The organism is Pseudomonas mediterranea CFBP 5447 (assembly GCF_000774145.1).
GTDB lineage: Bacteria > Pseudomonadota > Gammaproteobacteria > Pseudomonadales > Pseudomonadaceae > Aquipseudomonas > Aquipseudomonas mediterranea.
Window position 1 is genome coordinate 1 of sequence record NZ_KN322982.1, and the last position, 22044, is coordinate 22044.

Sequence of the window (22044 nt, forward strand, 5' to 3'; positions counted from 1 at the left end):
CCATCGCGAGCAGGCTCGCTCCCACATGTGCATGGTCCTTTAACCGCTTGTGTCGAGATATCCCCGCGTGCCCGACGCCATCCTGCGCCTCGCCCTGCCTTCGCCCCTGCGCCGCCTGTTCGACTACCGCGCCCCGGCCGGAGTCCCGCGTGCCCGGCTGCAACCGGGCATGCGCTTGCGGGTGCCCTTCGGTCGGCGGGAGATGATCGGTATCCTGGTGGAAGTCACCGACCACAGCGAGGTCCCGGCCGATAAGCTCAAGCCGGCCCTGGCGTTGCTCGATGCCACGCCGCCGCTGCCGGCCTCGTTGTTCAAGCTCTGCCTGTGGACCGCCCAGTATTACCAGCACAGCCTCGGCGATACCCTGAGTTGGGCATTGCCGGTGTTGCTGCGCCAGGGCGAACCGGCCGAAGCACGCCAGGAGCGGTTCTGGTCGGTGGCGCCGGGGGCTTCGCTGGATGACCCGCGCATCGCCCGCGCCCCGCGTCAACGCGAAGCCCTGGCGACGCTTGCCCAGCATCCCCATGGCGTGGCGCATCAATTGCTGAGCAAGCTGATGCTCAGCAAGGACAGCCTCGACCTGTTGCTGGCCAAGGACCTGGTCCAGGTGGAGGTCCGCCGGCATGCGCCGGACGTCCGTCACGAACACTGGCTGGCCCAGCCGGAACTGCCGCTCAACGCCGAACAGCGGGCCGCCTGCGAAGCGATCCGCGCAGGTTTCGACAGTTATCACGCCTTTCTGCTGGCGGGCGTCACCGGCAGCGGCAAGACCGAAGTCTATCTCCAGCTCATCCGCCAGACCCTGGAAGCGGGCAAGCAGGCCCTGGTGCTGATCCCGGAAATCAACCTCGGCCCGCAGACCCTCGCGCGTTTCGAGCAGCGCTTCAACGCCCGGATCGCCCTGGTGCATTCGGCGGTCAATGATCGCGAGCGCCTGGAAGCCTGGCTCGCCGCCCGGGACGGCGAGGCCGATATCATCATCGGTACCCGCTCGGCCCTGTTCACACCGATGAAGAACCCCGGGCTGATCATCATCGACGAAGAACACGACGGTTCGTATAAACAGCAGGAAGGCTTGCGCTATCACGCCCGCGACCTGGCCCTGGTACGGGCCCGCCAAGAGGACATTCCCATTGTCCTCGGCTCGGCGACGCCCTCCCTGGAGAGCCTGCACAACGCCTACACCGGTCGCTATGGGCTCCTGCGCCTGAACGAACGGGCCGGCGGCGCCAAACAGCCGCGGTTCCTGCGCCTGGACGTGAAGAGCCGGCCACTGGACAGCGGCATTTCCGGGCCGATGCAGCAAGCCATCGGCCAGACATTGGCTGCCGGTCAGCAGGTCCTGGTGTTCCTCAACCGCCGCGGCTTCGCTCCGACCCTGCTGTGCCACGACTGCGGCTGGATGTCCGGCTGCGAACGCTGCGACGCACGGATGACCGTGCATCAACGTTACGGCGAGCTGCGCTGCCACCATTGCGGCCACACCGAGCGGGTGCCGAGGCACTGCCCGCAGTGCGGCAGAGTAGACCTGCGCCCGGTGGGCGCCGGCACCGAACGCGCCGAAGAACGGCTAGGCATTCTCTTTCCCGATTACCCGGTGCTGCGGGTGGATCGCGACAGCACCTCGCGCAAGGACGCGATGAACCAGCTATTCGCCACGATCCAGAAGGGCCAGCCCTGCATCCTGGTGGGCACGCAGATGCTCGCCAAGGGACACCACTTCCCCCGGGTCACGCTGGTGTCGATCCTGGATGCCGACGGCGGGCTGTTCTCCGGTGACTTCCGCGCCAGCGAGCGCATGGCGCAGTTGATCGTCCAGGTCGCCGGCCGCGCCGGACGGGCCGAGGAACCGGGCAAGGTGATTATCCAGACCCACCTGGCGGACCATCCGCTGCTGATACAACTGACCGAGCAAGGCTACTTCGCCTTCGCCGAGCAGGCCTTGAGCGAACGCCGCAGTGCCGGGCTGCCGCCGTTTGCCCATCTGGCGCTGTTGCGGGCCGAGGCCCACAAGCCGGGGCAGGCCGAAGGCTTCCTTGACGACGCCTGCAGCGAGGCCGAGCGCTTGCTGGCCGAGCAGAACCTGACAGGCATCGAGCTGCTGGGCCCGGTACCGGCGCCGATGGAACGGCGGGCGGGGCGTTATCGGGCGCAACTCTTGTTACAAGCCAACGCCCGGGCGCCGCTGCATCGTCTGCTGAGCGCCTGGCTGCTGATACTGGAGCAGATGCCCAGCGGACGAGCGGTACGCTGGTCACTGGATGTGGATCCGGTGGATTTGTACTGAATGGAATATCGCCGCCCGGAGCAGGCTCGCTCCCACAGGAAATCGCATTCCAATGTGGGAGCGAGCCTGCTCGCGATGGCGTCCGAATAGTCACCACCGGCCCCCAACCGACCCGCTACAGTTGGCAAGCCCGTCTTCCCCACGGATAATGCCCAGTTTTTCCACCAGCGCATCGAAGCGCCGCCGCGCCTGCGGTTGAAAGAGAAGACCATGAAAGACACCATTCGCCAGCTCATCCAGCAAGCCATCACCCAACTCGTCGCTGAAGGTGTGTTGCCAGAAGGCCTGTCGCCGGCGATTCAGGTCGAAAACACCCGCGACAAGACCCACGGCGACTTCGCCAGCAACATCGCGATGATGCTGGCCAAACCGGCCGGCATGAAACCACGGGACCTGGCCGAGAAAATCATCGCCGCGCTGCCGGCTGACGAAAACGTCACCAAGGCAGACATCGCCGGCCCCGGGTTCATCAACTTTTTCCAGAACACCCAGGCCCTGGCCGCGCGCCTGGACGCCGCCCTGGCCGACGAACGCCTCGGCGTGCGCAAGGCCGGCCCGTTGCAGCGCACCGTGGTCGACCTGTCCGCGCCGAACCTCGCCAAGGAAATGCACGTCGGCCACCTGCGCTCGACCATCATCGGCGATGGCGTGGCCCGGGTCCTGGAGTTTCTCGGCGACACCGTGATCCGTCAGAACCATGTCGGCGACTGGGGCACCCAGTTCGGCATGCTGATGGCCTACCTGCAGGAAAACCCGATCACCAGCGACGAACTGTCGGACCTGGAGAACTTCTACCGCGCCGCCAAGCAACGCTTCGACGAATCGGCGGAGTTCGCCGACCGCGCCCGCGGCTTGGTGGTCAAGCTGCAGGCCGGCGATGCCGAGTGCATGGCCCTGTGGACCAAGTTCAAGGACATCTCCCTGTCCCACTGCCAGAAAATCTATGAGCTGCTGAACGTCAAGCTGACCATGGCCGACGTGATGGGCGAAAGCGCCTATAACGACGACCTGATCAACGTGGTCAACGACCTTCGGGCCAAAGGCATGCTGGTAGAAAGCAACGGCGCCCAGTGCGTGTTCCTCGACCAGTTCAAGACCGCCGACGGCGAGCCGCTGCCAGTGATCATCGTCAAGGCCGACGGCGGCTACCTCTATGCCACCACCGACCTGGCGGCCGTGCGCTATCGCAATGGCGTGCTGAAGGCGGATCGGGTCCTGTACTTCGTCGACCAGCGCCAGGCCCTGCACTTCCAGCAAGTGTTCGAAGTGGCCCGCCTGGCCGGCTTCGTGCCGCGCCCGATGGAAATGGAGCACATGGGCTTCGGCACCATGAACGGCGCCGATGGCCGCCCGTTCAAGACCCGCGACGGCGGCACCGTGAAACTGATCGACCTGCTGACCGAGGCCCAGGAGCGTGCCTACACCCTGGTCAAGGGCAAGAACCCGGACCTGGCCGAAGAAGAGCTGCGCCAGATCGCCAAGGTGGTGGGCATCGACGCGGTGAAATACGCCGACCTGTCCAAGCATCGCACCAGCGACTACAGCTTCAACTTCGACCTGATGCTCAATTTCGAAGGCAACACCGCGCCGTACCTGCTGTACGCGTACACCCGCGTGGCCGGCGTGTTCCGCAAGCTCGGCAAAAGCTTCGATGAAGTGGAGGGCCGGATTGTGCTGCAGGCCGCCCACGAACAGGAGCTGGCCGCGCGGCTGGCGCAGTTCGGCGAAGTACTGAACAACGTCGCCGAAAAGGGCACGCCCCACACCCTGTGCGCCTACCTGTATGACGTGGCCGGCCTGTTCTCCAGCTTCTATGAAAACTGCCCGATCCTCAGCGCCGACACCCCGGAGCAAATGCAGAGCCGCCTGCGCCTCGCCGCGCTGACCGGACGCACACTCAAGCAAGGCCTGGAACTGCTGGGCCTGGAAACGCTGGAGCGCATGTAAGTTGGCCGCCAAGAAAAAACCTGCACCCAAACGCGGCGCCAGTCGTTACCAGCCCCCGGCCAAGAAGCCGATTCCGGGCTGGTTGTGGATGGCGATCGGCCTGAGCGTCGGCGCCTTCATCGTGTTCCTGATGAAACTGGAGCCCGGCCAGGGCGACGACGTCAAGCGCGTCCGCCAGGAACAGCAGAAGGCCACGCGCATCGCCGAGGCGAACAAGACCCCGCCGAGCCCGACGCAACCGGTGAAGCCGAAATACGACTTCTACACCCTGCTGCCGGAATCGGAAGTCATCGTGCCGCCCGATGCGGTGCCGGAAAAGACCCTGCCGACGCCACAAGTGCCCGCCACGCCGGTCACCCCTGCCGAAGCCGCGAAGATCGACACCGCCCGCGCCCAGGCCGCCCTGGCAGGGATCACGCCGCCACCGGCGCCACCGGTGCAGAAAGCCGCGCCGGTGACGAAGTTCTTCCTGCAGGCCGGTTCGTTCCGCAAGGAAGCCGACGCCGACAAGGTCCGGGCGCAGATCATCCTGCAAGGCCAATCCGTATCGGTGGAGTCCGGAACCGTGAAGGACGAAACCTGGTACCGGGTCATGGTCGGCCCGTTCAGCAACCGCGAGGAGCTGACCAAGGCGCAGAAACAACTGGCCAGCAGCGGCTTTAGCAACCTGTTGTTACAACAACGCCAGAGCCGCTAGTAGCCTACTGATCGTTCCCACGCTCCGCGTGGGAACGCCTCAGGGGACGCTCCGCGTCCAGTGACGCGGAGCGTCACGGGCTGCATGCCCACGCGGAGCGTGGGCACGATCAGTAAGAGACCACCCGTCCTCTCGCCCACGCCGCAGTTGAAAAACCCCACGTCACCCCCATATGAGTTTTCATCCGGGCATTTTCGCCCCGCTGCGTGGAGACTCTTCCCTTGACCACCATCGTTTCAGTCCGCCGTCATGGCAAAGTCGTCATGGGCGGCGACGGCCAGGTTTCACTGGGCAACACCGTGATGAAAGGCAATGCGAAGAAAGTCCGCCGCCTGTATCACGGCGAGGTCATCGCCGGCTTCGCCGGGGCCACTGCCGACGCTTTTACCCTGTTCGAACGTTTCGAAGGCCAGCTGGAAAAACACCAGGGCCATCTGATCCGCGCCGCCGTGGAACTGGCCAAGGAATGGCGCACCGACCGTTCTCTCAGCCGCCTCGAAGCCATGCTCGCGGTCGCCAACAAGGACGCCTCGCTGATCATCACTGGCAACGGTGATGTGGTCGAGCCCGAAGATGGCCTGATCGCCATGGGGTCCGGAGGCGCCTACGCCCAGGCCGCCGCCAGTGCCCTGCTGAAAAAGACCGAGCTGTCGGCCCGTGAAATCGTCGAAACCGCCCTGGGCATCGCCGCCGATATCTGCGTCTTCACCAACCATACCCAAACCATTGAGGAGCAGGATCTCGCGGAATGAGGCCCGTACCCCGGCTCATTCTTGCTTGAGGACCGTCAATTACTATGTCCATGACTCCCCGCGAAATCGTCCACGAACTCAACCGCCACATCATCGGCCAGGACGATGCCAAGCGCGCCGTCGCCATCGCCCTGCGTAACCGCTGGCGGCGGATGCAGCTGCCCGAAGAGCTGCGCGTCGAAGTGACTCCCAAGAACATCCTGATGATCGGCCCGACCGGTGTCGGTAAAACCGAGATCGCCCGTCGCCTGGCGAAACTCGCCAACGCGCCGTTCATCAAGGTCGAGGCCACCAAGTTCACCGAAGTCGGTTATGTCGGCCGTGACGTCGAGTCGATCATCCGCGACCTGGCCGACGCAGCCATCAAGCTGCTGCGCGAACAGGAAATCACCAAGGTCCGCCACCGCGCCGAAGACGCGGCCGAAGAACGCATCCTCGATGCCCTGCTGCCACCGGCGCGCATGGGCTTCAATGCCGACTCCGCCGCGACCCAGGATTCCAACACCCGCCAACTGTTCCGCAAGCGCCTGCGCGAAGGCCAGCTGGACGACAAGGAAATCGAGATCGAGGTGGCCGAAATGGCCGGCGTCGATATTTCCGCGCCGCCGGGCATGGAAGAGATGACCAACCAGTTGCAGAACCTGTTCGCCAACATGGGCAAGGGCAAGAAGAAAAGCCGCAAGCTCAAGGTCAAGGAAGCGCTGAAACTGGTGCGCGATGAAGAAGCCAGCCGCCTGGTCAACGAGGAAGAATTGAAGGCCAAGGCGCTGGAAGCCGTCGAACAGCACGGCATCGTGTTCATCGACGAAATCGACAAGGTTGCCAAGCGCGGCAATGTCGGCGGTGCCGACGTCTCCCGTGAGGGCGTGCAACGGGACCTGCTGCCGCTGATCGAAGGTTGCACGGTCAACACCAAGCTGGGCATGGTCAAGACCGATCACATCCTGTTCATCGCCTCCGGTGCGTTCCACCTGAGCAAGCCCAGTGACCTGGTGCCGGAACTGCAAGGCCGGCTGCCGATCCGTGTGGAGCTCAAGGCACTGTCGCCGGAAGACTTCGAACGCATCCTGAGCGAGCCGCACGCTTCGTTGACCGAACAGTATTGCGCGCTGCTCAAGACCGAAGGCCTGAACATCGAGTTCACACCGGAGGGCATCAAGCGCCTGGCGCAGATCGCCTGGCAGGTCAACGAGAAGACCGAGAACATCGGTGCCCGTCGCCTGCACACGCTGCTTGAGCGGCTGCTCGAGGAAGTGTCGTTCAGCGCCGGCGACCTGGCGAGCAAACACGACGATGCGCCGATCCTCATCGACGCCGAGTACGTCAACGGCCACCTGGGTGAATTGGCGCAGAACGAAGACCTGTCGCGGTATATCCTCTAAAAGCGGCAAGCTTCGAGCTGCAAGCTGCAAGCGGGGGTGATCCGCTTGTAGCTTGTAGCTTGTAGCTTGTAGCTTTAAGCTGCTTTCATGACCAGACTCCCCACCGCCATCAACCTGCACAAAGCCTCGAAGACCCTGACGTTGAAATACGCGCCGGACGAGGAATACCACCTGCCCGCCGAGTTCCTGCGGGTGCATTCGCCTTCCGCCGAGGTCCAGGGCCACGGCAAGCCCATCCTGCAATACGGCAAGCTCAACGTCGGTTTGTCCAAGATCGAACCTGCCGGCCAGTACGCACTGAAATTGACCTTCGACGACGGCCACGACAGCGGACTGTTCACCTGGGAGTACCTGTACCAGTTGGCCGTGCGCCAGGACGAACTGTGGAACGATTATCTTGCCGAGCTCAAGGCCGCAGGAAAAACCCGCGACCCCAGCGAGTCCGTCGTCAAGCTGATGCTCTAGTTCAAGGGCTGGCGCGTTAGGGCGAACTTTCTAGATTCATCTGCTTGAATGTCCGCCCGGCAAGGTCAATGACTGGCCTGCTTGCGAAAAAAATTAAACTCGGGTAACCAATGGAGCTGGCAAGTTCCCTGCAAAGGAACCTGCGAGTTCCCTTGCACATGTTTCCTCATTGGCCACGATGCGGAATTAACGGTCACCCGAGCAGCGTACCTGGTATTGGCTGTGTGGCTTCATGGCACGGTCCCGGTACTCGTCTGACAATGGAGCGTCGTAGATGAGCAACAAGAACAACGATGACCTGAAGTACCAGGCCTCGGAAAATACCCTGGGGTTGAATCCTGTCGTCGGCTTGCGCAGAAAAGACCTGCTGGCCTCTGCTCGCATGGTGCTGACCCAGACCCTCAAGCAACCGCTGCACAGTGCCAGGCATGTGGCCCATTTCGGTGCCGAGCTCAAGAACGTCCTGTTTGGCAGGTCCGCGCTGCAACCTGCCGCCGATGACCGTCGTTTCAACGATCCGGCGTGGAGCCAGAACCCGCTCTACAAACGCTACATGCAGACCTACCTGGCCTGGCGCAAGGAACTGCACGCCTGGATCGACGACAGCAACCTGCCGCCCCAGGACATCAGTCGTGGGCATTTCGTGATCAACCTGATGACCGAGGCCATGTCGCCGACCAACTCGGCGGCCAACCCGGCGGCGGTCAAACGCTTCTTCGAAACCGGCGGCAAGAGCCTGCTGGACGGCCTGTCCCACCTGGCCAAGGACCTGGTGCACAACGGCGGGATGCCGAGCCAGGTGGACATGGGCGCATTCGAAGTCGGCAAGAGCCTGGGCGTGACCGAAGGCGCCGTGGTGTTTCGCAACGACGTGCTGGAGCTGATCCAGTACCGCCCCATCACCGAGCAGGTCCATGAACGGCCGCTGCTGGTGGTCCCGCCGCAGATCAACAAGTTCTACGTATTCGACCTGAGCCCGGACAAGAGCCTGGCGCGCTTCTGCCTGCGCAGCAATGTGCAGACCTTCATCATCAGCTGGCGCAACCCCACCAAGGAACAGCGCGAATGGGGCCTGTCGACCTACATCGAGGCGCTCAAGGAAGCGGTGGACGTGGTCACGGCCATCACCGGCAGCAAGGATGTGAACATGCTGGGCGCCTGCTCGGGTGGCATCACCTGCACCGCGCTGCTGGGCCATTACGCCGCGCTCGGCGAGAAGAAAGTCAATGCCCTGACCCTGTTGGTGAGCGTGCTCGACACCACCCTGGACACCGATGTGGCGCTGTTCGTCGACGAGCAGACCCTCGAAGCCGCCAAGCGTCATTCCTACCAGGCGGGTGTGCTCGAAGGCCGCGACATGGCGAAGGTCTTCGCCTGGATGCGCCCCAACGACCTGATCTGGAACTATTGGGTCAACAACTACCTGCTGGGGAACGAGCCGCCGGTATTCGACATCCTGTTCTGGAACAACGACACCACGAGGCTTCCGGCGGCGTTCCACGGCGACCTCATCGAAATGTTCAAGACCAATCCGCTGACGCGGCCCAATGCACTGGAAGTGTGCGGCACGCCGATCGATCTCAAGCAGGTCACCGCCGACATCTTTGCCCTTGCGGGCACCAACGATCACATCACGCCGTGGAAGTCCTGCTACAAGTCGGCGCAACTGTTCGGCGGCAAAGTGGATTTCGTGCTGTCGAGCAGCGGTCATATCCAGAGCATCCTCAACCCGCCGGGCAACCCCAAGTCGCGCTACATGACCAGTGAGGACATGCCCGCCAAGGCAGAGGACTGGCAGGAAAACTCAACCAAGCACACCGACTCCTGGTGGCTGCACTGGCAGGCCTGGCAGGCCGAGCGCTCGGGCAAGCTGAAGAAAGCGCCTACCGTGCTGGGCAACAAGACCTACTTGGCGGGTGAAGCGGCGCCCGGTACTTATGTGCATGAACGATAGCTGCAAGTTGCAAGCCCCAAGCTGCAAGCGGCCTGATCTGCCGCCTGTAGCTTGTAGCTTGCAGCTCATAACTTGTCGCTCCCTCTCTCTTAGGGCTTGAAGCATGCCGCAACCGTACATCTTCCGTACCGTCGATCTGGATGGCCAGACCTTGCGCACCGCGGTACGCCCAGGCAAGCCTCACTTGACGCCCCTGCTGATCTTCAACGGCATCGGCGCCAACCTGGAGCTGGTATTCCCGTTCATCGAGGCCCTGGACCCGGACCTGGAAGTCATCGCCTTCGATGTGCCCGGTGTCGGTGGTTCATCGACCCCCAGCCGCCCCTATCGCTTTCCCGGCCTGGCAAAGCTTGCCGCGCGCATGCTCGATTACCTCGACTACGGGCAGGTCAGCGTGGTCGGCGTGTCGTGGGGCGGTGCCCTGGCCCAGCAGTTCGCTCACGATTACCCGGAGCGCTGCAAGAAACTGATATTGGCGGCCACGGCAGCAGGAGCGGTAATGGTGCCGGGCAAGCCGAAAGTCCTGTGGATGATGGCCAGCCCCCGGCGCTACGTGCAGCCCTCCCATGTGTTGCGCATCGCGCCGCTGATCTATGGCGGCTCGTTCCGCCGCGACCCGAGCCTGGCGACCAGCCATGCGGCCAGGGTCCGCTCGGCGGGCAAGCTCGGGTATTACTGGCAACTGTTCGCCGGCCTGGGCTGGACCAGTATCCACTGGTTGCACAAGATCCATCAGCCGACCCTGATCCTGGCCGGCGACGACGATCCGCTGATCCCGTTGATCAACATGCGCATGCTGGCCTGGCGCATTCCCAACTCACAGTTGCACATCATCGATGACGGCCACCTCTTCCTGATCACCCGGGCCGAGGCCGTGGCGCCCATCATCATGAAATTCCTGGAAGAGGAACGTCAGCGTGCGGTCATGCATCCGCGCCCTACGCCGCAGGGTAGCGGCTGACCGCTTCACGCGCCTGGCAGGGAGCCGGAACGCGCAACTTCCGAAACAGCGACTATGTTGTCTGGTTCGGTGTGTTTGTTTTTAGCCTGATGATGAAGGAGTTGATTCATGCGCGACAAACCGGCGAAGGGTTCCACACCCGCCCCTGCCAGCTCCATCAGTGTGCAAAGTGCGGTCACCGGCCTGCGCGGCAAGGACCTGTTGTCCACCTTGCGCGACGTTGCCGCCTACGGTTTGCGCAACCCGGTGAACAGTGCCCGCCACGCGCTGAAGTTGGGCGGCCAATTGGGCCGTGTGCTGTTGGGGGAAACCCTGCACCCGACCAATCCCAAGGACAAGCGCTTCGCCGATCCCACCTGGGAGCTCAACCCCTTCTACCGTCGCGGCCTGCAGGCCTACCTGGCCTGGCAGAAACAGGTCAGGAGCTGGATCGACGATTGCGACATGACGCCTGATGATCATGCACGCGCGCACTTCGCCTTCTCCTTGCTCAACGACGCCATGGCGCCCTCGAACACCTTGCTCAACCCGCTGGCGGTCAAGGAGTTCTTCAACTCCGGCGGCACCAGCCTGATCCGCGGCATCAGTCATCTGGTCGACGACCTGCTGCACAACGATGGAATGCCACGGCAGATCACGCCCCATGCCTTCGAGGTCGGCAAGACCCTGGCAATCACCCCCGGTGCGGTGGTGTTTCGCAATGAACTGCTGGAGCTGATCCAATACCGGCCCATGAGCGAAAAGCAATACGCCAGGCCGTTGCTGATCGTGCCGCCGCAGATCAACAAGTTCTACGTTTTCGACCTGACCCCTTCCAACAGCGTCGTCCAGTACGCCCTGAAGAATGGCCTGCAGGTGTTCATCATCAGTTGGCGCAACCCGGACGTGCGCCACCGCGAATGGGGCCTGTCCAGCTACGTGGAGGCCACCGAAGAAGCCATGAACGTCTGCCGGGCGATCACCGGTGCCCGCGAGGTCAACCTGATGGGCGCCTGTGCCGGCGGCACGACCATCGCTGCCCTGCAGGGCCATCTGCAAGCCAAACGCCAACTGCGCCGGGTCGCCAGCGCCACGTACCTGGTGAGCCTGCTGGACTGCGAGATCGACAGCGCGGCCACCCTGTTCCTCGACGAACAGGCCCTCGAAGCCGCCAAGCGCCGCTCCTATCAGAAAGGCATCCTCGACGGCCGAGACATGGCCCGGGTATTCGCCTGGATGCGGCCCAACGACCTGGTGTGGAATTACTTCATCAATAACTACCTGCTGGGCAAGGAGCCGCCGGCCTTCGACATCCTCTACTGGAACAACGACTCCACCCGGCTGCCGGCGGCCTATCACGGCGAACTGCTGGACCTTTTCAAACACAATCCATTGACCCGCCCCGGGGCGCTGGAAGTGTGCGGCACGCCGATCGATCTGCAAAAAGTGACGGTGGACAGTTTCAGCGTGGCCGGCATAAACGACCACATTACCCCGTGGGACGCGGTGTATCGGTCGACGCTGCTGTTGGGCGGTGAGCGACGCTTCGTGCTCTCCAACAGCGGCCATATCCAGAGCATCATCAACCCACCGGGCAACCCCAAGGCCAACTACGTCGAAAACCCGCAACTGAGCGGCGACCCGCGGGCCTGGTACTACGACGGCAAGCACGTCGATGGCAGCTGGTGGCCCCAGTGGCTGGAGTGGATCCAGGCGCGCTCCGGTACCCGACGTGAAACCCGGATGGCCCTGGGCAATGCCAAATACCCACCGCTGGAGGCCGCGCCCGGAACCTATGTACGCGTGCGCTGAATCGCTCACTCCACGGTCGAGCCGTCGGCCGTGGCACGACTCCATCATTAAGAAAACCGGATGAAAACCCGCGACCGCATTCTTGAATGCGCCCTGCATCTGTTCAATGAAAAGGGCGAACCGAACGTCTCCACCCTGGAGATCGCCAACGAAATGGGCATCAGCCCCGGCAATCTCTATTACCACTTCCATGGCAAGGAACCCCTTGTCCTTGGGCTGTTCGAGCACTTCCAGGCAGAACTGTCACCGCTGCTGGATCCCCCCGCCGATGCACAACTGGCACCGGAAGATTACTGGCTGTTCCTGCACCTGATCGTCGAACGCCTGGCCCAGTACCGGTTCCTGTTCCAGGACTTGTCGAACCTGGCCGGGCGCCTGCCGAAACTGGCCAAGGGTATCCGCCAGTTGCTCAATGCCCTGAAGCGGACCCTGGCGTCCCTGCTGGCGCAACTCCAGGCCCAGGGATTCCTGGTCAGCGGTACCCAGGCCCTGGGGCAATTGGTGGAACAGATCACCCTGACGTTGCTGTTCTCGCTGGACTACCAGCGGATTCTTGATCGCGAAGGGGAAGGCCGGCTGGTGGTCTATCAGATCATGATGCTGGTGGCCCCGCATCTGTTGCCCGCGGCCAAGGTGGCGACCGAACGATTGGCGTTGCGGTACCTGGAAGACCACGAATAACCCTGCCCCTGTGGGAGCGAGCCTGCTCGCGAAGGCGTTGGGTCAGCAGCATGGAGGTCACTGATGCACCGCTATCGCGAGCAGGCTCGCTCCCACAAGGGCCCTATGACATTCATGAACAAAAACGCCCGACCTTCGCAGGCCGGGCGTTTTCTTGTGGCCCTGAAAATCAGGACTGACTGGTAGGCGTCGATGGAGCCGGCGCTGGAGTCGGGGTGGCCACCGGGGTCGGCGCCGATACGGAGTTTGCCGTACTCGTCGGGGTAGCCGGATTTGCGACGGCTGCCGATGCCTTGGGTGCAGCTGCTTTTGGCGCTGCCGCTTTCTTCACGGCAGGCTTCTTCGCGGCGGCAGGCTTGGCTGCCGCTTTTGCTGCCGGCTTGGCCGCCGCCTTGACTGCGGGCTTGGCCGCCGGTTTCGCTGCCGGTTTGGCCGCTGCTGGTTTCGCCGCAGCAGGTTTCGCCGCCGCGGTTTTTGCCGCAGGTTTCGCCGCTGCCTTGGCGGCAGGCTTGGCTGCAGCTTTGGCCGCTACCGGCTTGGCCGCAGCCTTGACTGCAGGCTTGGCCGCAGCGGTTTTTGCCACAGGCTTGGCCGTGGCTTTCACCGCAGGTTTGGCAACGGTTTTTGCCGCTGCCTTGACCAATGGCTTGGCTGCTGTTTTGGTGGCCGGCTTGGCCGCTGCAGTCTTGGCTGCCACCGGTGCGACCTTGGCCCCGGTGAGTTTCTCGATCTGCTTGGTCAGGGTGTCGACCTTGCTGTGCAGTGCCTTGACTTCATTACGGCTTGGCACGCCCAGGCGGGAGATCGCGCTGTTCAGGCGCTTGTCGAAAGCTCCCTCCAGTTCGTCCCACTTGCCCAGTGCACGATCCTTCACGCCGCTCATACGCGACTTGGCGGACTCGGCAGAGTCCTTCGCGGCATCGACTTGTTTGCCGACCGCTGTCTTGGTGAGTTTTTCGGCCTTCTCGCCGTCCTTAACCAGGGACTCGAAGAGTTTGCTGCCGTCAGTGTCGATCTTCGAGTACACGCCTAAACCAGCAAGCCAGATTTTGCGGGAATATTTTTCAATCTTCCCGGCCCACGAGCTGCTTTCTTTTTCGGTTGTTTTTTTGCCAGCCATCCCGTTCTCCTTAATGTTTACGCGTCACACGTTCGAGCAGTGCCGTCAGCTCATCGAGCTTGGCAGAGAGTGCCTCAACGTCATGTTTAGACGGAATGCCGATACGATTCAAGGCACTTGCAACACGGGCGTCGAATACCTTCTCGACTTTATCGAGTTGTACTTCGACCCGGGCCTTGAACGTATTGACGTCGGCCCTGGCTTCAATCAGTTCGCTGTTGGCCGCTTCAAGTTTTCCGGCAATGTTCTTTTTACCTTTGGTTTCAACGACTTCACCAGCCCTGACCAACTCCTGGAAGTACTCGCTGCCTTCCTGGCCGACCTTGGTGTAGGCGCCCAGGCCTGCCAGCCAGATCTTGCGCGCGTATGTTTTCACGCCGCCGAGCGTGGAAGATTCAACGTCGGTTTTTTTCTTCAGAATAACTTTGGCCATGGTGCACCCCACTGGAAAACAGGTTGGAGGAACTGCCCGCATGCGGACGGGCTCAGGCACAAAGTAGGGAGAATAATTAGAAACGGCACCCTAACTAGCCACACAAATACTGAAAGCGACAACTTCCCTGTGGGAGCGAGCCTGCTCGCGATGGCGGTGGGTCATCCAATGATGAGTTGACTGTTACGCCGCTATCGCGAGCAGGCTCGCTCCCACAGGAGGAGTACCAGCATGCGTCCGGTGTCAGGCCAACGCCTTGTCCAGCGCCTTTTCGATCTCCGTCTTGATCATCCCGCTCATGGCCGACATCAACAGGCCCAGCTTCACGTCGACGCGGATCAGGTCCTCGCCGACGTCCACCTTGCCCTCTACTCCAGACCCCTTGAACTCCAACGTGTCGCCAACCCACTGCGGCTTCAGGCCATAGCTGTCGGATAATTTCTGCGCCAACTGGTCGGCCTTCGCGCGGGCCGCTTCCTTGCCCAGGTCATGGGTGCGTTCAACACTGATTTTGGCCATTTGCTGACTCCTGTTATATCGGCAATTGCCCGGACTGCGTCAAAACGTCCCGGCGGTGGTTCATCTTACCTTCAGCCTTGCCAAGACAAAGCCCTCCACCGGGATTAGAATGTCCCGCATTCTTTTTTGGTGACAGCGAAATGACTGATCAGCGCAAAGGCAGCGATGCCGAACCCACCACTCACTTCGGCTTCAAGAACGTGCCGGAAAGCCAGAAGGCGGAAAAAGTCGCTGAGGTTTTCCACTCGGTAGCCGCCAAATATGACTTGATGAACGATCTGCTCTCCGGCGGCATGCACCGCCTCTGGAAGCGCTTCGCGATCGAATTGTCGGGCGTGCGCAGCGGCAACCGCGTGCTGGACATCGCCGGCGGTACGGGCGACCTGACGAAGAAATTCTCCCACATCGTCGGACCGACCGGCCATGTGGTGCTCGCCGACATCAACGAGTCCATGCTCAAGGTCGGGCGCGACCGCCTGCTGGACCTGGGTGTCGCCGGCAATGTCGAGTTCGTCCAGGCCGACGCCGAGAAACTGCCGTTCCCGGACAACCATTTCGATTGCGTGACCATCGCCTTCGGCCTGCGCAACGTCACCCACAAGGAAGACGCCCTGCGTTCGATGCTGCGGGTGCTCAAGCCCGGTGGCCGCCTGCTGGTGCTGGAGTTCTCCAAGCCTACCAACGCGCTGATGTCCAAGGCCTACGACGCCTACTCGTTCGCCTTCATGCCGCTGATGGGCAAGCTGATCACCAATGATGCGGAAAGCTATCGCTACCTGGCCGAATCGATCCGCATGCACCCGGACCAGGAGACCCTGAAGTCGATGATGGTCGAGGCCGGTTTCGACCGCGTGACCTACCACAACATGACCTCGGGTATCGTGGCCCTGCACCGCGGAATCAAACCCTGATGTTGTTCGCCGGCCTGCTCGCCAGCGTCGAACTCGGCATCAACCGGGTATTGCGCCTGGACAGCACGGCGCTGGCGCGCCTGGCACATCTGGGCGGCAAGGTGATTGCCGTCGACTGCCGCAGCCCGGCGCTGCAGTTGTTTATCCTGCCCAGCGACGAAGGCCTGATGCTCGCCTCTCATTGGGAAGCCGAGGCGGATTGCACCCTGCGCGCCCCAGCCTCGAGCTTGTTGAACCTGGCCTTGAGCAAGGACAAGACTGCGGTGTTGCACAGCCCCGACGTCGAACTCGAAGGCGACAGCGGCGTGCTGCTGGACCTCGCGGCCATCCTGCAGGATCTGGAGCTGGATTGGGAATACGAGCTGTCTCGCTGGCTCGGCCCGGTGGCCACCCAGTTGATCAGCGGCCATTTGCGCAGTCGTACGCGCTGGTATCGGCAGGGGTTCGCCACCTTGGGGCAGAATCTGAGTGAATATCTGGCCGAAGAATCGCGTACGCTCGTAGGCAAACGCGAAGCCGAAGCCCGTTTTAGTGAACTGGACCGGATCAAACTCGATCTGGAACGTCTCGAGGCGCGTTTCGAGCGCCTTTTCCGATCCCTTGAACCCAAGCGATAACGCATGAAGCTGCTTGCCGTCCGCCGTCTGTTGCGCATCCAGCGCGTCGTGATCCGTTACCGCCTCGATGACCTGCTGTTCGCCCTGCCGTTGCCATGGTTCCTGCTGGCACTGCGCTTTGCGCTGCCGTGGCGCTGGTTCCCCCGGCGAACGCTGGACCTGAGTCGCGGCGCCCGCCTGCGCCTGGCCTTGCAGGACCTGGGGCCGATCTTCATCAAGTTCGGGCAGATCCTCTCGACCCGCCGCGACCTGTTGCCCGAAGACATCGCCGATGAGTTGATGCTGCTGCAAGACCGCGTGCCACCGTTCGACTCCAAACTGTCCGTGGCCTTGATCGAGGAACAACTGGGCAGGAAGATCAACGAAGTCTTCAGCCGTTTCGATGTCGAACCCCTGGCTTCGGCCTCCGTGGCCCAGGTTCACGCCGCGCAGCTCAAAAGCGGCGAAGAAGTGGTGGTCAAGGTCATTCGCCCGGGCCTCAAGCCGGTCATCGCCCAGGACCTGGCGTGGCTGTTCATCCTTGCCCGCGCCGCCGAGCGGCTGTCCGCCGATGCACGCCTGCTGCACCCGGTCGACGTGGTGCTGGATTACGAGAAGACCATCTACGACGAACTCGACCTGCTGCGCGAGGCCGCCAACGCCAGCCAGTTGCGCCGCAACTTCGAAGGCTCGCCGCTGCTGTATGTGCCGCAAGTCTACTGGGACTGGTGCCGCCCCAAAGTCCTGGTGATGGAGCGCATCTACGGCATCCAGGTCACCGACCTGGCAACCCTGGCCGACCAGCGTACCGACATGAAGATGCTCGCCGAGCGCGGCGTGGAAATCTTCTTCACCCAAGTGTTCCGCGACAGCTTCTTCCACGCCGACATGCACCCCGGCAACATCTTCGTCAGCACCGTGCAGCCGTGGAGCCCGCAATACATCGCCATCGACTGTGGCATCGTCGGCAGCCTGACGCCCGAAGACCAGGACTACCTGGCCCGCAACCTGTTCGCGTTCTTCAAGCGCGACTACCGTCGCGTCGCGCAACTGCACATCGATTCGGGCTGGGTACCGGCCGAGACCAAGCTCAACGAATTCGAAGCGGCGATCCGCACCGTGTGCGAGCCGATCTTCGAAAAACCGTTAAAAGATATTTCCTTCGGCCAGGTGCTGATGCGCCTGTTCCAGACCGCGCGTCGCTTCAACATGGAGGTTCAGCCGCAGCTGGTGCTGTTGCAGAAGACCCTGCTGAACATCGAGGGCCTGGGCCGCCAGTTGTACCCGGACCTGGACCTGTGGAACACCGCCCAGCCCTTCCTCGAACGCTGGATGCGCGAGCGCGTCAGCCCCAAGGCCCTGCTGGGCAACGTGCAGAGCCAGTTCGAGCAGATCCCGCACCTGGCCAACATGACCCGCGACCTGCTCGAACGCATGTCCCAGCCTCACGCCCAGGACCCCGCTCCGCCATGGAAGCGCCGCAATGACGATTGGTTGCTGCGCCTGCTCGGCGCCGCGCACCTGGGTGGCGGCGCGGTACTGGCGGCCGGCGGACCGTTGAGCGAACTGGGGCATTGGCCCGCCGCCGTGATGGTGATCGTCGGTTTGTATCTGGTCGTTCGTCGATAGCCAGCACCGGTTCGCACTGGCACACTGTTTCAACGCTGGGCCCACCGACTCGAGGTGCAAGGCCCATGGTCGGAGTCGAAGATGAAAAACTGGCAGGACGAAATCAAATGGGACGCTGACGGCCTGGTGCCGGCCATCGCCCAGGATCACAAGACCGGGCGCGTGTTGATGATGGCTTGGATGAACCGTGAAGCCCTGGCCCTGACAGCCAGCGAGAACCGCGCCATCTATTGGTCACGTTCCCGTGGCAAGCTGTGGCGCAAGGGCGAAGAGTCCGGCCACGTGCAGCATCTGCATGAAATGCGCCTGGACTGCGACGGCGACGTCATCATCCTGATGGTCGAACAGGTCGGAGAAATCGCCTGTCACACCGGCCGTCAAAGCTGCTTCTATCGCGTCTTCGAGAACGGCGACTGGAAAACCGTCGATCCGGTGCTCAAGGACCCGCATGCCATTTATTCAGGACATACCCATGAGTGATACCCTGACCCGCCTGGCCCAGGTGCTGGAAGAGCGTAAAGGCGCAGCGGCCGACAGTTCCTATGTCGCGAGCCTGTACCACAAGGGCCTGAACAAGATTCTGGAGAAAGTCGGCGAGGAGTCGGTCGAGACCATCATCGCCGCCAAGGACGCCGCTGTCAGCGGTGACTGCAGCGACGTGATCTACGAGACCGCCGATCTGTGGTTCCACAGCCTGGTCATGCTGGCCCAACTGGGGCAGCATCCGCAGGCTGTATTGGATGAACTGGACCGTCGCTTCGGTCTGTCCGGGCACGTCGAGAAGGCCTCGCGCCCGTCCGCCTGATCAATTATCGAGAGGAATAGCCACATGGGTATTTTTGACTGGAAACACTGGATCGTCATCCTGGTTGTCGTGGTGCTGGTATTCGGGACCAAGAAGTTGAAAAACCTGGGTACCGATGTCGGCGAATCGATCAAGGGCTTTCGCAAGGCCATGAACGACGACGAGAAACCGGCCGATCCGACGGCAGCTCCTGCCCAGCCTGCGCAACCGGCCCCACCCGTACAGCCGGTGAGTACGCCGCACACCATCGACGCGCAAGCACAGAAAGTCGAAGAGCCGACCCGCAAAGACTCGTGAGCACTGACTAATGTTTGGGATCAGCTTCACTGAACTGCTGCTCGTCGGCCTCGTCGCCCTGCTGGTGCTGGGCCCCGAGCGCCTGCCGGGTGCTGCGCGCACCGCCGGACTCTGGATCGGGCGCCTGAAGCGCAGCTTCAATGCGATCAAACAGGAAGTCGAGCGTGAAATCGGTGCCGACGAGATCCGTCGGCAACTCCACAACGAGCACATCCTGTCCCTGGAGCAGGAGGCGCGGAAAATCCTCGCACCGACCCAGCAGGAGCCGACGCCGGTCCAGCCCGCGGCCGAACAGGCTACGGCGTCCCCGGTACCGATGGACGAACCCGCGGCGGTAACGGCCGAGCCAGTCAAACCAGTAGAGACAGCCCCAACGGCGCCGACACCGGCCCCCAACGATCCCACACAGCCACCGCGAGCATCATGAGCAATATCCCAGAGAACGATCAGCCGATGCCGCTGGTATCGCACCTCACCGAGTTGCGCACCCGCCTGCTGCGTTGCGTGGCGGCGATTTTCATCATCTTCGCCGGGCTGTTCGCCTTCACCCAGCAGATCTACACCTTCGTCTCCACGCCCCTGCGCCAGTATCTGCCGGCGGGCGCGACCATGATCGCCACCGACGTGTCGTCGCCGTTCCTGACCCCGCTGAAGCTGACGATGATGGTCTCGCTGTTCCTGGCGATCCCGGTGATCCTGCACCAGATCTGGGGCTTCATCGCCCCGGGCCTGTACAAGCATGAAAAACGCGTCGCCGTGCCGTTGCTGGTTTCCAGCATCCTGCTGTTCTACACCGGCATGGCCTTCGCCTATTTCCTGGTGTTCCCGCTGATCTTCAAGTTCTTCGCCGCCGCCACCCCGGCCGGCGTGGAGATGATGACCGACATCACCAGCTACCTGGATTTCGTCATGACGCTGTTCTTCGCCTTCGGCGTGGCGTTCGAAATTCCCGTAGCGGTGGTGTTGCTGGTGTGGATCGGCGTGGTCGATGTCGCATACCTGAAGAAGATCCGTCCGTACGTGATCATCGGTTGCTTCGTGGTCGGCATGATCCTCACCCCACCGGACATCTTCTCCCAGACCCTGCTGGCGGTACCGATGTGGTTGCTGTTCGAGATCGGCGTGCTGTTCGGCGGCCTGGTGCGTAAACGTAGCGAAGAGCCGGAAGCTGAAACGGCCGACGATCACAACGACCAGCCGCCTGCGACCCAACCGTGAACCTGCTGCTGCTCGAAGAGGCCGATTTCGTTGGTCCTGACCGGGTCGTCCTGAGCGATCGCCGCCTGACCCATATGCAGGAAGTCCACCGCAGCGCCGTCGGCGACAGCCTGCGGGTCGGGCGCATCGGCGGGCTAATGGGCACGGCCCAGGTACGGCGCCTGGAAGCTCGCGAAGCCGAACTGCAAGTGACCCTCGACCAGCCGCCACCGGCCAAGCTGCCGCTGACGCTGGTACTGGCCCTGCCGCGGCCGAAAATGCTCCGACGGGTGTTCCAGACCATCGCCACCATGGGCGTGCCCCGCGCGGTACTGATCAACAGCTATCGCGTCGAGAAGAGCTTCTGGCAGACACCCTTCCTTGAGCCCGAGGCCATTCGCGAACAACTGATCCTCGGCCTGGAACAGGCCCGGGACAGTGTGCTGCCGGAGATCGTCATCGAAAAACGCTTCAAGCCCTTCGTTGAGGATCGCCTGCCGGCCATCGTCAATGGCACCCTGGGCCTGGTCGGCCACCCTGGCGACCACCCGCCCTGCCCACGTGCATTGACGGAACCGGTCACGCTGGCGATTGGCCCCGAAGGCGGTTGGATTCCCTACGAGATCGACCTGCTGGGCAAGGCCGGCCTGCAGCCGGTGCAGCTTGGCGAACGAATCCTGCGGGTCGAGACCGCCGTTACGGCGTTGCTCGCAAGACTGTTCTGATCCCCTCGCCGCTAACGTCCTACAGATTCCGCCCAAGCTGCCGATATAGCTCCCCATAAAACCAATTGGTCCCTCAAGGGAGTATCAGCATGTTCCGGTGGTTTGCCCAGGCTCTGGGAAACGTAAGCGTCAATCGCAAACTCGGCTTCGGCTTCGGCCTGGTGTTGTTTCTCACCTTGATGATCGCCTTCACCGGTTGGTCCGGCTTGGGCAACGTCATCAGTCGGGGCGACAAGCTGGGATTCATTGCCAGCCTGAACGACTTGAGCAAGGACTTGAGCCTGGCCAGCATCGACTACAACACCACGCGGGGCGAGAAAGGGCCACAACAGGTCAACGAGCTGCTGGGCAAGCTTGAGGCCGGGCTGAAGACGGCTCGCCAGTTGCTCGAACAGCCGGCCGATGTGGCCATGATCGACAAGCAACTGGCCGCCGTGGTCGAGTACAAAAGCGCCTTTGCCGAAATGACCCGCGCCACCGTCAACCGCGAAGATGCTCGCAGCAAACTCGGCGCCAGCGCCGACAACGCCGTGGCCCGAGTGGCCGAGGTGGAAAAGTCACTGTTGCAAGGCGGCGACGTCACCCTGTTCAACAGCGTGGTGACCCTGAGCAGAGCGGTCCAGCAAGCGCGTTACCAGGTTCGGGGCTATACCTACAGCGGCAAGAGCGAAGCTCAGCAGCCGGCCCTCGAGGCTATCGATGCAGTGCTCAAGCTGCTGGCACGCCTGCCGGACCAACTGCCCCAGGAACATGCCGTCAACCTGCAACAGGCCAGCGATTCGTTCAATCTGTACCGCGCGGCGGTCGCGCAGTTCCGTGACTCGCAGATCGAGAACGGTGCCGCCCTCCAGCGTATGACCGAGCAAGGCCAGCTGCTGATCGACTCCAACCAGAA

General features: G+C 62.6%; 21 protein-coding genes and 2 pseudogenes. 20 read left to right on the forward strand and 3 right to left on the reverse strand.

The window, feature by feature from the left end; translation table 11 throughout:
• Positions 1-67: 67 nt before the first annotated feature.
• The 10 genes from N005_RS04245 (at position 68) to N005_RS04290 (ending at position 12917) form a co-directional block, all read left to right on the forward strand.
• The gene (locus N005_RS04245; RefSeq protein WP_047699714.1) at positions 68-2287 is read left to right on the forward strand and encodes a primosomal protein N'; all 2220 of its coding nucleotides are present in this window, start codon (positions 68-70) and stop codon (positions 2285-2287) included.
• 210 nt (positions 2288-2497) lie between these two features.
• The gene (gene argS, locus N005_RS04250; protein ID WP_047699716.1) at positions 2498-4234 is read left to right on the forward strand and encodes an arginine--tRNA ligase; all 1737 of its coding nucleotides are present in this window, start codon (positions 2498-2500) and stop codon (positions 4232-4234) included.
• A gap of 1 nt (position 4235) precedes the next feature.
• The gene (locus N005_RS04255) at positions 4236-4931 is read left to right on the forward strand and encodes an SPOR domain-containing protein (protein ID WP_047699718.1); all 696 of its coding nucleotides are present in this window, start codon (positions 4236-4238) and stop codon (positions 4929-4931) included.
• Between the two features lie 221 nt (positions 4932-5152).
• Complete coding sequence (gene hslV, locus N005_RS04260) at positions 5153-5683, forward strand: ATP-dependent protease subunit HslV (protein WP_047699720.1); 531 nt, start codon at positions 5153-5155, stop codon at positions 5681-5683.
• Between the two features lie 44 nt (positions 5684-5727).
• A complete protein-coding gene (hslU, locus tag N005_RS04265) occupies positions 5728-7065 on the forward strand; it encodes an ATP-dependent protease ATPase subunit HslU (protein WP_047699722.1) in 1338 nt (445 codons plus the stop codon).
• Positions 7066-7152: 87 nt separating this feature from the next.
• Positions 7153-7530, forward strand: a complete 378-nt coding sequence (locus N005_RS04270) for a gamma-butyrobetaine hydroxylase family protein (protein WP_047699724.1) — start codon at positions 7153-7155, stop codon at positions 7528-7530.
• A gap of 274 nt (positions 7531-7804) precedes the next feature.
• Positions 7805-9484, forward strand: a complete 1680-nt coding sequence (gene phaC, locus N005_RS04275; protein ID WP_047699726.1) for a class II poly(R)-hydroxyalkanoic acid synthase — start codon at positions 7805-7807, stop codon at positions 9482-9484.
• Positions 9485-9587: 103 nt separating this feature from the next.
• Positions 9588-10445, forward strand: coding sequence for a poly(3-hydroxyalkanoate) depolymerase (phaZ, locus tag N005_RS04280; RefSeq protein WP_047699728.1), 858 nt, complete (start codon positions 9588-9590; stop codon positions 10443-10445).
• Positions 10446-10553: 108 nt separating this feature from the next.
• Entirely contained in the window at positions 10554-12236 is a 1683-nt protein-coding gene (gene phaC / locus N005_RS04285; protein ID WP_047699730.1) for a class II poly(R)-hydroxyalkanoic acid synthase, read from the forward strand.
• 60 nt (positions 12237-12296) lie between these two features.
• On the forward strand, positions 12297-12917 hold the full coding sequence (locus N005_RS04290; protein WP_047699732.1) for a TetR/AcrR family transcriptional regulator: 621 nt from the start codon (positions 12297-12299) through the stop codon (positions 12915-12917).
• A 169-nt stretch (positions 12918-13086) separates the two neighbouring features.
• Here the strand turns inward: N005_RS04290 and N005_RS04295 are convergent, their stop codons facing one another.
• The 3 genes from N005_RS04295 to N005_RS04305 all read right to left on the reverse strand — a co-directional run bounded on the left by N005_RS04295 (position 13087) and on the right by N005_RS04305 (position 14989).
• Complete coding sequence (locus N005_RS04295) at positions 13087-14037, reverse strand: phasin family protein (protein ID WP_047699734.1); 951 nt, start codon at positions 14035-14037, stop codon at positions 13087-13089.
• Positions 14038-14047: 10 nt separating this feature from the next.
• Positions 14048-14470 carry a phasin family protein gene (locus tag N005_RS04300; protein ID WP_047699736.1) on the reverse strand — a complete coding sequence of 141 codons (423 nt, stop codon included), beginning with the start codon at positions 14468-14470 and terminating at the stop codon, positions 14048-14050.
• 243 nt (positions 14471-14713) lie between these two features.
• On the reverse strand, positions 14714-14989 hold the full coding sequence (locus tag N005_RS04305) for a polyhydroxyalkanoic acid system family protein (protein WP_047699738.1): 276 nt from the start codon (positions 14987-14989) through the stop codon (positions 14714-14716).
• 140 nt (positions 14990-15129) lie between these two features.
• Here N005_RS04305 and ubiE point away from each other — a divergent pair, with 140 nt between their 5' ends.
• The 10 genes and pseudogenes from ubiE to N005_RS29920 form a co-directional block, all read left to right on the forward strand.
• The gene (gene ubiE, locus N005_RS04310) at positions 15130-15900 is read left to right on the forward strand and encodes a bifunctional demethylmenaquinone methyltransferase/2-methoxy-6-polyprenyl-1,4-benzoquinol methylase UbiE (protein ID WP_024779926.1); all 771 of its coding nucleotides are present in this window, start codon (positions 15130-15132) and stop codon (positions 15898-15900) included.
• Positions 15900-16524: pseudogene (locus N005_RS04315) on the forward strand (ubiquinone biosynthesis accessory factor UbiJ). Before ubiE ends, N005_RS04315 begins: the two are co-directional and overlap by 1 nt.
• Positions 16521-18125, forward strand: a complete 1605-nt coding sequence (ubiB, locus tag N005_RS04320) for a ubiquinone biosynthesis regulatory protein kinase UbiB (protein WP_047699742.1) — start codon at positions 16521-16523, stop codon at positions 18123-18125. Before N005_RS04315 ends, ubiB begins: the two are co-directional and overlap by 4 nt.
• A gap of 81 nt (positions 18126-18206) precedes the next feature.
• Positions 18207-18605: a phosphoribosyl-AMP cyclohydrolase gene (gene hisI / locus N005_RS04325; RefSeq protein WP_024779928.1), complete on the forward strand. Its 399-nt coding sequence runs from the start codon at positions 18207-18209 to the stop codon at positions 18603-18605.
• Entirely contained in the window at positions 18598-18930 is a 333-nt protein-coding gene (locus N005_RS04330; RefSeq protein WP_047699744.1) for a phosphoribosyl-ATP diphosphatase, read from the forward strand. Before hisI ends, N005_RS04330 begins: the two co-directional genes overlap by 8 nt.
• 24 nt (positions 18931-18954) lie before the next feature.
• The gene (locus N005_RS04335; protein ID WP_047699745.1) at positions 18955-19227 is read left to right on the forward strand and encodes a twin-arginine translocase TatA/TatE family subunit; all 273 of its coding nucleotides are present in this window, start codon (positions 18955-18957) and stop codon (positions 19225-19227) included.
• Positions 19228-19237: 10 nt separating this feature from the next.
• Positions 19238-19654, forward strand: coding sequence for a Sec-independent protein translocase protein TatB (gene tatB, locus N005_RS04340; RefSeq protein WP_047699747.1), 417 nt, complete (start codon positions 19238-19240; stop codon positions 19652-19654).
• Positions 19651-20445, forward strand: a complete 795-nt coding sequence (gene tatC, locus N005_RS04345) for a twin-arginine translocase subunit TatC (protein WP_047699749.1) — start codon at positions 19651-19653, stop codon at positions 20443-20445. Before tatB ends, tatC begins: the two co-directional genes overlap by 4 nt.
• Entirely contained in the window at positions 20442-21149 is a 708-nt protein-coding gene (locus tag N005_RS04350; RefSeq protein WP_047699750.1) for a 16S rRNA (uracil(1498)-N(3))-methyltransferase, read from the forward strand. The genes tatC and N005_RS04350 overlap by 4 nt, the downstream gene beginning before the upstream one ends.
• 179 nt (positions 21150-21328) lie before the next feature.
• Positions 21329-22033, forward strand: a pseudogene (locus tag N005_RS29920) (methyl-accepting chemotaxis protein); the annotation flags it as partial.
• Between the last annotated feature and the right edge of the window lie 11 nt (positions 22034-22044).

Excerpts from the sequence above, each read along its gene's own strand:
- phaZ (WP_047699728.1), top strand. The coding sequence starts at position 9,588 with ATGCCGCAACCGTACATCTTCCGTACCGTCGATCTGGATGGCCAGACC.
- argS (WP_047699716.1), top strand. The coding sequence starts at position 2,498 with ATGAAAGACACCATTCGCCAGCTCATCCAGCAAGCCATCACCCAACTC.
- hisI (WP_024779928.1), top strand. The coding sequence starts at position 18,207 with ATGAAAAACTGGCAGGACGAAATCAAATGGGACGCTGACGGCCTGGTG.
- N005_RS04295 (WP_047699734.1), bottom strand. The coding sequence starts at position 14,037 with ATGGCTGGCAAAAAAACAACCGAAAAAGAAAGCAGCTCGTGGGCCGGG.
- N005_RS04330 (WP_047699744.1), top strand. The coding sequence starts at position 18,598 with ATGAGTGATACCCTGACCCGCCTGGCCCAGGTGCTGGAAGAGCGTAAA.
- N005_RS04290 (WP_047699732.1), top strand. The coding sequence starts at position 12,297 with ATGAAAACCCGCGACCGCATTCTTGAATGCGCCCTGCATCTGTTCAAT.
- N005_RS04270 (WP_047699724.1), top strand. The coding sequence starts at position 7,153 with ATGACCAGACTCCCCACCGCCATCAACCTGCACAAAGCCTCGAAGACC.
- N005_RS04300 (WP_047699736.1), bottom strand. The coding sequence starts at position 14,470 with ATGGCCAAAGTTATTCTGAAGAAAAAAACCGACGTTGAATCTTCCACG.
- tatC (WP_047699749.1), top strand. The coding sequence starts at position 19,651 with ATGAGCAATATCCCAGAGAACGATCAGCCGATGCCGCTGGTATCGCAC.
- phaC (WP_047699726.1), top strand. The coding sequence starts at position 7,805 with ATGAGCAACAAGAACAACGATGACCTGAAGTACCAGGCCTCGGAAAAT.
- phaC (WP_047699730.1), top strand. The coding sequence starts at position 10,554 with ATGCGCGACAAACCGGCGAAGGGTTCCACACCCGCCCCTGCCAGCTCC.
- hslU (WP_047699722.1), top strand. The coding sequence starts at position 5,728 with ATGTCCATGACTCCCCGCGAAATCGTCCACGAACTCAACCGCCACATC.
- ubiB (WP_047699742.1), top strand. The coding sequence starts at position 16,521 with ATGAAGCTGCTTGCCGTCCGCCGTCTGTTGCGCATCCAGCGCGTCGTG.
- N005_RS04335 (WP_047699745.1), top strand. The coding sequence starts at position 18,955 with ATGGGTATTTTTGACTGGAAACACTGGATCGTCATCCTGGTTGTCGTG.
- N005_RS04305 (WP_047699738.1), bottom strand. The coding sequence starts at position 14,989 with ATGGCCAAAATCAGTGTTGAACGCACCCATGACCTGGGCAAGGAAGCG.
- ubiE (WP_024779926.1), top strand. The coding sequence starts at position 15,130 with ATGACTGATCAGCGCAAAGGCAGCGATGCCGAACCCACCACTCACTTC.
- tatB (WP_047699747.1), top strand. The coding sequence starts at position 19,238 with ATGTTTGGGATCAGCTTCACTGAACTGCTGCTCGTCGGCCTCGTCGCC.